The following is a 10,485-nucleotide window of genomic DNA, read 5'->3' on the forward strand; positions in this document are numbered from 1 at the left end:
TCCAGCGTGGGGTTCTGCGCCTGGAGCATGGTGCCCATCGCACCGTCGGCGACCACCACACGGGTGGCGAGCGCCTCACGCAGGGCGGTGACCCGGCCGGCGCTCGGGCCGCTCATCAGGACGCCCCGGTGAGGTGCCGGTCCAGGTCCTCGGCCGCGGAGATCCCGTAGGCGTCGCGCACCCTGGCCAGCAGGCCGTGGCCGGACAGGGACGACGGCTGGGAACCGGTGGCCTCCAGGACGGCGGTGGCCACCGCGCTGCCCAGTTGGGCGGCGCGGCGATGGCTCAGGCCCCAGGCGACCGCCGCGAGGAAGCCGACCCGGAAGGCGTCGCCCGCGCCGGTGGGCTCGGCGGGTCCGGCGGGCGGCACCGACTTCACGGTGACCGGACGCAGGCCGGCCTGCTGGACGACGGCGCCCTCGGCGCCCCGGGTGATCACCCAGCTGCCCACCCGGCCCAGGATCTGCTGTTCGGTCCAGCCGGTGCGTTCCTGGATCAGCACGCTCTCGTACTCGTTGGTGAACAGGTAGCGGGGGCCGGTGAGCAGCGCGCGGACCTGGTCGCGGTCCAGCCGGGCCAGTTGCTGCGAGGGGTCGGCGACGAAGGGGACGTCCAGCTCGACGCACTGGCGGGTGTGCCGGAGCATCGCCTCGGGGTCGTTGGGCGAGACGACGACCAGGTCGAGTCCGCCCGCCCGGTCCCGTACCGGCCGCAGGTCGATGTCCCGGGCCTCGCTCATGGCACCGGTGTAGAAGGAGCCGATCTGGTTGTGGTCGCTGTCGGTGGTGCAGACGAAGCGGGCGGTGTGCAGCCGGTCGCTCACCCGGACCGACGCGGTGTCGACGCCGCGGCGTTCCAGCCGGGCGCGGTACTGCTCGAAGCCGTCCCCGACCGCTCCCACCAGCAGCGGCCGCAGCCCGAGCAGGCCCAGCCCGTGGGCGATGTTCGCGGCGGTTCCGCCGGGACGTATCTCCAGTTCGTCGACGAGGAAGGAGAGCGACACCTTGTCGATGCTCCCGGCGATGAACTGTTCGGTGAACCTGCCCGGATAGACCATGAGATGGTCCTCGGCGATCGAACCCGTCACGGCGATCTTCATCAAGTGCCCCTGCCCCTGTGGCGTGGATGTCGGCTGCCGCCCACATCATTCGAGGTGGCGCTTAAGCGGGGGTAAGACGGGAGTACGGTCGCACCGGGTCCCGGGCGCCCGGCGGCACCTGGGAAAAGCAAAAGACCCCTGGTGAACAGGGGTCTCATGGGAAATCATCTGCTGGTACCGGCTGGTACTGGTGTACTGGTGTCCGAGGGGGGACTTGAACCCCCACGCCCGATAAAGGGCACTAGCACCTCAAGCTAGCGCGTCTGCCATTCCGCCACCCGGACCAGGTGTCTGCCGTCCGCCAGGGCTGTTCCCGGCGGCGACATGGACAACCATACCAAGCTTTCGCAGTGCCTTTCACCTGCGTTTCCGTGCCCTGGGCAGCGGTCGGTACGAGCGGTGACCGGTCGGCTACGGCATGAGCTGGTACGCCGAGAAGTTACCCGGGAGCCGCTCCCCCGCGGGGCCCCGGGTCACCGCCCGGACCAGCAGGTCGCCGCCGACGAACGCGCCGCTCCAGGACGCGCCGAGGCCGCCGAACAGCTCGTCGCGGTCGCCGCGGGAGCGGGGGACGCCGTGGCCGACCTTGAAGGCGCGGATCTGCGGGGCCAGCCGGTCGTACGTCGCCCGGTCGTCGGTGGAGAGGGTGGCGACCAGGGCGCCGTTGGAGGCGTTCATGGCGGCGAGCAGTTCGGCCTCGGTGTCGACCAGGACGACGGTGTCGACCGGGCCGAAGGGTTCCGCGTGGTGCAGGGGGGAGGACCGGGGCGGGTTCAGGAGCGTGACCGGGTGGACGTAGGCGGAGGTGTCCTGACCGGGCAGGAAGCGGGCGTCGGTCGGCCGGCCGCGGTGCAGCGGGACGGCGCCGCGGTCCACGGCCTCGGTGACCTGGTCGTGCAGCTCCTTCGCCTTGGCGGCGCTGATCACCGGGCCGAAGTCCAGCCGGGGCGGCGGGTCGGCCGGGTCCTCGACGGCCAGCGGGTGGCCGACGCTGAGGGTGCGCACGGCCGGGAGGTAGGCCGCGAGGAACTCGTCGAACAGCTCGCGCTGGACGACGAAGCGCGGGTACGCCGTGCAGCGCTGTTTGCCGTAGTCGAAGAGCTTGGGGACGACGGCCGTGAGCGTGTCCCAGTCGGAGTGGTTCCAGATGCCCCAGGTGTTGAGTCCCTCCTGTTCGAGGATGTGCCGTTTGCCCAGGTCGGCGACGGCCGTGGCGACCGCGGCGCCGGTGTCCCGGCCGCCGACGAAGGAGACGCAGCCGATCTCCGGCGCCCGCACCAGCGCCTCGGACAGCTCGCCGCCGCTGCCGCTGACGAGGGTGACGGGTATCCCCTCACGGGCGGCGAGCGCCGCGGCCAGGGTCAGGCAGGCGACACCGCCGTCGGTCGGGGTCTTGGCGATGACCGCGTTGCCCGCCAGGGCTTGGACCAGTACCGCGTGAACGAGCACGCTCATCGGGTAGTTCCAGCTGGCGATGTTGGATACCGGGCCGTCGAGCGGGGCCCGGCCGGTCAGCATCCCGTCGATGCCGTCGGCGTACCAGCGCACCCCGTCGATGGCCCGGTCCACGTCGGCCTGGGCGAGCCGCCACGGTTTGCCGATCTCCCAGACCAGCAGCAGGGCGAGCAGTTCGCGGTGTTCGGTGAGGGCGTCGAGGGTGGCGGCGACCCGGGCCCGGCGTTCGGGCAGCGGGACGTGCCGCCAGGCGCGGTGCTGGTCGAGGGCGGCGCGTACCGCCCGGTGGGCGGTGTCGGCGTCGAGCCGGGGCGGGCCGGCGATCGGGGTGCCGTCGACGGGGCTGGTGGCGGGCAGGACCCGGCCGTCCGGCTGCCAGCCGGCGTTCCAGAGGTTGCGGACCCGGTCGTCGCGGAACGCCTCGGGGGCGACGGCGCAGCAGCGCCGCCAGGCGTCGGTCCAGGCGGTGCCGGGCTTGAGGGTGAGGGTGGGGGCGAGGGCCGGGGCTGGGGTAGGGGCGGGGATGGGTGCCATGGGTGTCTCCGCTCTCGGTGCACGGTCGGGGGCGGGGCTGGGGAAGGCGGGGCCGAGGATCGGGCCGGTTTTCCCGGCGGGGGGGGCGGCGTCAGGCGTGGGTCAGGACGCTCTGCACCAGGCGGGCCGTCTCGGTGGGGGTCGCGCCGACCCCGACCCCGGCCGCCTCCAGCGCGGCCTTCTTGGCGTGGGCCGTGCCGGACGAGCCGGAGACGATCGCGCCCGCGTGGCCCATGGTCTTGCCCTCGGGCGCGGTGAACCCGGCGATGTAGCCGACCACCGGCTTGGTCACGTGCGCCCGGATGTGGGCCGCCGCGCGTTCCTCCGCGTCGCCGCCGATCTCGCCGATCAGGACGATCAGGTCGGTGTCGGGGTCGTCCTGGAAGGCGCTGAGGCAGTCGATGTGGCTGGTGCCGACCACCGGGTCGCCGCCGATGCCGACGCAGGTGGAGAAGCCGATGTCGCGCAGTTCGTGCATGAGCTGGTAGGTGAGGGTGCCCGACTTCGAGACCAGGCCGATCCGGCCGGGCTCGGTGATGTCGGCCGGGATGATGCCGGCGTTGGACCGGCCGGGGCTGATCAGGCCGGGGCAGTTGGGGCCGACGACGCGGGTGCCGCGCGCCCTGGCGTGCGCGGTGAAGGCGACGGAGTCGTGCACCGGGATGCCCTCGGTGATGACGACCGCGAGGCCGATCCCCGCGTCGACGGCCTCGGTGACCGCCGCCTTCGCGAAGGCGGGCGGTACGAAGACCACGGTGACGTCCGCGCCGGTGGCCTCGACGCCTTCGCGGACCGAGCCGAAGACGGGGACGGCGCGGGTGCCGAAGTCGGCGGTACGGCCGGCCTTGCGCGGGTTGACGCCGCCCACCACGTCGGTGCCGGCGGCGAGCATCCGGCGGGTGTGTTTCATGCCCTCGGCGCCGGTCATGCCCTGGACGAGGACCTTGCTCGCCTCGGTGAGAAAGATGGCCATGTCCTACGGCTCCTTCAGGCTGCGGTGGCGAGTCGGGCGGCCCGGCGGGCGGCCCCGTCCATGGTGGTGGCCTGGTGCACGAGCGGGTGGGCGTGCTGGTCGAGTACGGCGCGGCCCCGGGCCGCGTTGTTGCCGTCCAGCCGTACCACCAGCGGTTTGGTCAGCCGCACTGTGTCGAGGGCGTGGACGATGCCCTCGGCGACCGCGTCGCAGGCGGTGATTCCGCCGAAGACGTTGACGAGGACGGACTTGACGGCCGGGTCGGACAGGACGACGGACAGTCCGTCGGCCATGATCCGGGCGGAGGCGCCGCCGCCGATGTCGAGGAAGTTGGCGGGGCGGGCGCCGCAGCCGGCCACCACGTCGAGGGTCGACATGACCAGTCCGGCGCCGTTGCCGATGACACCGACCTCGCCGTCCAGCTTCACGTAGTGCAGGCCCTTGGCGGCGGCCGCGGCCTCCAGCGGGTCGTGCTGCTCGTCCTTCTCGCCGCCCCACCGGGTCTGGCGGAAGCGGGCGTTGTCGTCAAGGGTGACTTTTCCGTCGAGGGCCACGATCCGGCCCTCTGCGGTGCGCACCAGCGGGTTCACCTCGACGAGCAGGGCGTCCTCGCGGACCAGTACCTCCCACAGGCGTACCAGGACGTCGACGGCCTGCGGGGGCAGCCCTGCGGCCGCCGCGATGTGTGCCGCGTGGGCGGTGGTCAGCTTCCCGGCGGGATCGACCGGGACCCGGACCACCGCCTCGGGGCGCCGGGCCGCGACCTCCTCGATCTCCATGCCGCCCTCGGCGGAGGCGATGGCGAGGAAACCGCCGGCCGCGCGGTCGAGCACATAGGAGACGTAGAACTCGCTCTCTATGTCGACGGGTTCGGCGACCATCACCGTGCCGACCGGGTGGCCCTTGATGTCCATGCCGAGGATGCGGCGGGCCGCCGCCTCGGCCGCGGCCGGGTCGGCGGCCGGCGCGACCCCGCCCGCCTTGCCGCGTCCACCGGTCTTGACCTGCGCTTTGACGACCGCGCGGCCACCGAGCCGGCGGGCGATCTCGCGGGCCCGCTCGGGCGAGTCGGTGACCTCGGCCCTCGGTACGACGATGCCGTGTTCCGAGAAGATTTCCCTTGCCTGGTGCTCGTACAGGTCCATTTCGGCTCCTGACTGAAAATGCCGCACGCCCCCTGGACACCACCCACCGGATGCGGGATAACAAGCTTCATACAGTATTCGTCGACTGTATGCAATCTACCGCGAGAGCGCCCCACCCCCTCATGAAGGGACAGACTTCGCATGCCCGAGGACACCCAGTCCCAGGACGTCATATCCGGCGGTCACCTGGTGGCCAAGGCACTCAAGGCCGAAGGGGTCGACCGTATCTACACCCTCTGCGGCGGCCACATCATCGACATCTACGACGGCTGCGTGGACGAGGGCATCGAGGTCGTCGACGTCCGCCACGAGCAGGTGGCCGCGCATGCCGCCGACGGGTACGCCCGGGTCACCGGCAAGCCCGGCTGCGCGGTCGTCACCGCGGGGCCCGGCACCACCGACGCCGTCACCGGCGTCGCCAACGCCTTCCGCGCCGAGTCGCCGATGGTGCTGATCGGCGGCCAGGGCGCCCTCAGCCAGCACAAGATGGGGTCCCTCCAGGACCTGCCGCACGTCGACATGATGGCGCCGATCACCAAGTTCGCGGCCACCGTGCCGTCCACCGCGCGGGCGGCGGACCTGGTGTCGATGGCGTTCCGCGAGTGCTACCACGGCGCCCCCGGGCCGTCCTTCCTGGAGATACCGCGCGATGTGCTCGACGCGAAGGTGCCGGTGGACCGGGCCCGGGTGCCGAAGGCCGGCGGCTACCGGGCCTCGACCCGCTCGGCCGGCGACCCGGCGGCCATCGAGCAGCTCGCCGACCTGCTGACGCACGCCGAGAAGCCCGCCATCCTGCTGGGCAGCCAGGTGTGGACGACCCGCGGCACCGAGGCGGCCGTCGAGCTGGTGCGCACGCTGAACATCCCGGCGTACATGAACGGCGCCGGCCGCGGCACCCTGCCGCCCGGCGACCCGCACCACTTCCAGCTCTCCCGCCGCTACGCCTTCTCCGGTGCCGACGTCATCGTGATCGTCGGTACTCCCTTCGACTTCCGCATGGGCTACGGCAAGCGGCTCTCGCCGGACGCGACGGTGGTGCAGATCGACCTCGACTACCGCACCGTCGGCAAGAACCGCGACATCGACCTCGGCATCGTCGGGGACGCCGGGCTGGTGCTCAAGTCGGTGACCGAGGCCGCCTCCGGACGGCTGAACGGCGGCGCGGCCCGGCGCAAGGAGTGGCTGGACGAGCTGCGCGCGGCGGAGCGGGCGGCCCTCGAGAAGCGGCTGCCGCAGCTCCGGTCGGACGCCTCCCCCATCCACCCGTACCGGCTGGTCAGCGAGATCAACGACTTCCTCACCGAGGACTCGATCTACATCGGCGACGGCGGCGACATCGTCACCTTCTCCGGGCAGGTCGTGCAGCCCAAGTCACCCGGGCACTGGATGGACCCGGGACCGCTCGGCACCCTCGGTGTCGGCGTCCCCTTCGTGCTGGCCGCCAAGCAGGCCCGGCCCGACAAGGAGGTGGTCGCCCTCTTCGGCGACGGCGCCTTCTCCCTCACCGGCTGGGACTTCGAGACCCTCGTCCGCTACGACCTCCCGTTCGTCGGCATCGTCGGCAACAACTCCTCCATGAACCAGATCCGCTACGGCCAGGCCGCCAAGTACGGCAAGGCCCGTGAGCGGGTCGGCAACACCCTCGGCGACGTCCCCTACGACCAGTTCGCCCGCATGCTCGGCGGCCACGGCGAGGAGGTCCGCGACCCCGCCGACATCGGCCCCGCGCTGCTACGGGCCCGCGAGTCCGGCAAGCCGTCGCTGATCAACGTCTGGGTCGACCCGGACGCGTACGCCCCCGGAACCATGAACCAGACCATGTACAAGTGAGGTGATCGCCCGTGACATCGCCAGTCACATCTCCCGTGACAACGAAGGCTCTTGAGGGCATCCGCGTCCTGGACATGACGCACGTCCAGTCCGGCCCCTCCGCGACCCAGCTGCTCGCCTGGCTCGGCGCGGACGTGGTCAAACTGGAGGCGCCGACCGGTGACATCACCCGCAAGCAGTTGCGGGACCTGCCGGACGTCGACTCCCTCTACTTCACGATGCTCAACTGCAACAAGCGGAGCATCACCCTCAACACCAAGACCGAGCGCGGCAAGGAGATCCTCACCGAGCTGATCCGGCGCTCGGACGTCATGGTCGAGAACTTCGGGCCGGGCGCGGTGGACCGGATGGGGTTCACCTGGGACCGGATCAAGGAGATCAACCCGCGGATCGTCTACGCCTCCATCAAGGGGTTCGGCGACGGCCCGTACACCAACTTCAAGGCGTACGAGGTCGTCGCGCAGGCCATGGGCGGATCGATGTCCACCACCGGTTTCGAGGACGGGCCGCCGCTGGCGACGGGGGCCCAGATCGGGGACTCGGGCACGGGCGTGCACGCCGTGGCGGGCATCCTCGCGGCGCTGTACCAGCGGGAGCGCACCGGGCGCGGGCAGCGGGTGAACGTGGCCATGCAGCACGCGGTGCTCAACCTCTGCCGGGTGAAGCTGCGCGACCAGCAGCGCCTGACCCACGGTCCACTCGCCGAATATCCCAACGAGGACTTCGGCGACGAGGTTCCCAGGTCCGGCAACGCGTCCGGCGGCGGCCAGCCCGGCTGGGCGGTCAAGTGCGCGCCGGGCGGCCCCAACGACTACGTGTACGTCATCGTGCAGCCGGTGGGCTGGCAGCCGCTCACCGACCTGATCGGCCGGCCGGAGCTGGCCGACGACCCCGAGTGGGCGACTCCGGCGGCCCGGCTGCCGAAGCTGAACAAGATGTTCCAGCTGATCGAGGAGTGGTCGGCCACGCTGCCCAAGTGGGAGGTGCTGGAGCGGCTGAACGCGCACAACATCCCGTGCGGGCCGATCCTGTCCACCAAGGAGATCATCGAGGACCGGTCGCTGGCCGACAACGAGATGGTGGTCCGCGTCGCGCACCCCGAGCGCGGCGAGTTCGTGACCGTCGGCAGCCCGCTCAAGCTCTCCGACTCCCCCGTGGAGGTGGCCGGTTCCCCGCTGCTGGGCGAGCACAACGAAGAGGTCTACGTCGGTGAGCTGGGCCTCGGCGACGAGGAACTGCGGCTGCTCAAGTCGAACGGGGTGATCTGAGGTGATGGCCGAGGACCGGACCGCGCGGGTGCGCGCGCTCCTGGACGCGGTGCGCGCCGAGGGGCGGGCCGCGCTCACCGCGCCGGAGGGCAAGGTGCTCGCCGACGCGTACGGGATCGCCGTACCGGGCGAGGAACTGGCCACCGACGTGGACGAGGCGGTGGCGTGCGCCGCGCGGTTCGGCGGACCCGTCGTGATGAAGATCGTCTCGCCGGACATCCTGCACAAGACCGACGCGGGGGGCGTGGTCGTCGGCGTCGAAGGGGCCGTTGACGTCCGCGCGGCGTTCCATCGGATCGTGGCGAACGCCCGCGCGTACGACGCGACGGCGCGCATCCAGGGCGTGCAGATCCAGGAGTTGCTGCCGCAGGGGCAGGAGGTCATCGTCGGCGCGGTGACCGATCCGACGTTCGGGAAGGTGGTGGCGTTCGGGCTCGGCGGGGTGCTGGTCGAGGTCCTCAAGGACGTCACGTTCCGGCTGGCGCCGGTGGACGCCGACGAGGCGCTGTCGATGCTGGACTCCATCCGGGCGGCTGAGGTGCTGCGCGGGGTGCGCGGGCAGCAGGGCGTGGACCGGTGGGCGGTGGCGGAGCAGATCCGCCGGGTCTCCGAGCTGGTCGCGGACTTCCCGGAGATCGCCGAGGTGGACCTCAACCCGGTGATCGCCACCCCGACGGGCGCGGTCGCCGCCGACATCCGGGTGATCCTCACCGAGACCGAGGAGAAACCCCGCCGCCGTTACTCGCGCGAGGAGATCCTCGTCTCGATGCGCCGACTGATGGAGCCGCGGTCGGTCGCCGTGATCGGTGCCTCCAACGAGTCGGGCAAGATCGGCAACTCGGTGATGCGCAACCTGGTGGACGGCGGTTTCGCCGGGGACATCCACCCGGTGAACCCCAAAGCCGACGACATCCTGGGCCGCAAGGCGTACAAGAGCGTCACCGACGTGCCCGGCGAGGTGGACGTGGCGGTCTTCGCGATCCCCGCGCGGTTCGTCGCCGCGGCCCTGGAGGAGGTCGGCCGCAAGGGCATACCCAACGCCGTGCTGATCCCCTCCGGCTTCGCGGAGACCGGCGAACACGCCCTCCAGGAGGAGATCGTGGCGATCGCCGAGCGGCACGGCGTCCGGCTGCTCGGACCGAACATCTACGGCTACTACTCGACGTGGCAGGACCTGTGCGCCACGTTCTGCACGCCCTACGACGTCAAGGGCGGCGTGGCGCTGACCTCCCAGTCGGGCGGCATCGGCATGGCCATCCTGGGCTTCGCCCGCACCACCAAGACGGGTGTCTCGGCGATCGTCGGCCTGGGCAACAAGTCGGACCTGGACGAGGACGACCTGCTGACCTGGTTCGGCGAGGACCCGCGCACCGAGTGCATCGCGATGCACCTGGAGGACCTCAAGGACGGCCGGGCCTTCGTGGCGGCCGCGCGGGCGACCGTTCCGAAGAAGCCGGTGGTGGTCCTCAAGGCGGGCCGTACCGCCGCGGGCGCCAAGGCGGCCGGCTCGCACACCGGGGCGCTGGCCGGGGACGACGCCGTGTACGACGACATCCTCCGCCAGGCCGGGGTCATCCGGGCGCCCGGCCTGAACGACATGCTGGAGTACGCGCGCGCGTTGCCGGTGCTGCCGGCTCCCAAGGGCGACAACGTCGTCATCATCACCGGGGCGGGCGGCAGCGGCGTGCTGCTCTCCGACGCGGTGACGGACAACGGGCTGTCCCTGATGGAGATCCCGCCCGACCTGGACGCGTCCTTCCGGAAGTTCATCCCGCCCTTCGGGGCGGCGGGCAACCCGGTGGACATCACCGGGGGCGAGCCGCCGTCGACGTACGAGGCGACGATCCGGCTGGGCCTGGAGGATCCGCGCATCCACGCGCTGGTCCTCGGCTACTGGCACACCATAGTGACCCCTCCCATGGTGTTCGCCGAACTGACCGCCCGGGTGGTGGCGGAGTTCCGCGCGCGCGGCATCGAGAAGCCCGTGGTGGCCTCGCTCGCGGGCGACGTGGAGGTCGAGGAGGCGTCCCAGTACCTCTTCGAGCACGGGGTCGTGGCGTACCCGTACACGACCGAGAAGCCGGTGGCCGTGCTCGGCGCGAAGTACCGCTGGGCGCGGGCGGCCGGGGTGTTGGGGGGCGGTACATGAGCTGAGGCCCAGCGGGGGGGGCCGCCCGGGCG

7 protein-coding genes and 1 tRNA gene are annotated in these 10,485 nt (G+C 71.7%); 3 read left to right on the forward strand and 5 right to left on the reverse strand.

Features of this window, described 5'->3' with window-relative positions:
- Window positions 1-115: 115 nt before the first annotated feature.
- The 5 genes from ACTT8P_RS36830 to sucC form a co-directional block, all read right to left on the reverse strand.
- The gene (locus ACTT8P_RS36830) at window positions 116-1,099 is read right to left on the reverse strand and encodes a carbohydrate kinase family protein (RefSeq protein WP_442836157.1); all 984 of its coding nucleotides are present in this window, start codon (window positions 1,097-1,099) and stop codon (window positions 116-118) included.
- A 196-nt stretch (window positions 1,100-1,295) separates the two neighbouring features.
- Window positions 1,296-1,383, reverse strand: a tRNA-Leu gene (locus ACTT8P_RS36835).
- A gap of 127 nt (window positions 1,384-1,510) precedes the next feature.
- Window positions 1,511-3,088 carry an aldehyde dehydrogenase family protein gene (locus tag ACTT8P_RS36840; protein ID WP_442836158.1) on the reverse strand — a complete coding sequence of 526 codons (1,578 nt, stop codon included), beginning with the start codon at window positions 3,086-3,088 and terminating at the stop codon, window positions 1,511-1,513.
- Between the two features lie 91 nt (window positions 3,089-3,179).
- The gene (gene sucD, locus ACTT8P_RS36845) at window positions 3,180-4,061 is read right to left on the reverse strand and encodes a succinate--CoA ligase subunit alpha (RefSeq protein WP_442836159.1); all 882 of its coding nucleotides are present in this window, start codon (window positions 4,059-4,061) and stop codon (window positions 3,180-3,182) included.
- A gap of 14 nt (window positions 4,062-4,075) precedes the next feature.
- Window positions 4,076-5,206 (reverse strand): ADP-forming succinate--CoA ligase subunit beta, encoded by a 1,131-nt coding sequence (sucC, locus tag ACTT8P_RS36850; RefSeq protein ID WP_442836160.1) that lies wholly within the window; start codon window positions 5,204-5,206, stop codon window positions 4,076-4,078.
- A 141-nt stretch (window positions 5,207-5,347) separates the two neighbouring features.
- Here sucC and ACTT8P_RS36855 point away from each other — a divergent pair, with 141 nt between their 5' ends.
- From ACTT8P_RS36855 to ACTT8P_RS36865, 3 genes are read left to right on the forward strand one after another with little or no spacing between them, the layout of a single operon-like run.
- Window positions 5,348-7,036 carry a thiamine pyrophosphate-binding protein gene (locus ACTT8P_RS36855; protein WP_442836161.1) on the forward strand — a complete coding sequence of 563 codons (1,689 nt, stop codon included), beginning with the start codon at window positions 5,348-5,350 and terminating at the stop codon, window positions 7,034-7,036.
- A gap of 35 nt (window positions 7,037-7,071) precedes the next feature.
- The gene (gene frc / locus ACTT8P_RS36860; RefSeq protein ID WP_442836162.1) at window positions 7,072-8,304 is read left to right on the forward strand and encodes a formyl-CoA transferase; all 1,233 of its coding nucleotides are present in this window, start codon (window positions 7,072-7,074) and stop codon (window positions 8,302-8,304) included.
- A gap of 4 nt (window positions 8,305-8,308) precedes the next feature.
- A complete protein-coding gene (locus ACTT8P_RS36865) occupies window positions 8,309-10,453 on the forward strand; it encodes an acetate--CoA ligase family protein (RefSeq protein WP_442836163.1) in 2,145 nt (714 codons plus the stop codon).
- Window positions 10,454-10,485: the final 32 nt, after the last annotated feature.

Origin of the sequence: Streptomyces sp. JW3 (genome assembly GCF_052216785.1) — a bacterium.
In the GTDB taxonomy this organism is placed as follows: domain Bacteria; phylum Actinomycetota; class Actinomycetes; order Streptomycetales; family Streptomycetaceae; genus Streptomyces.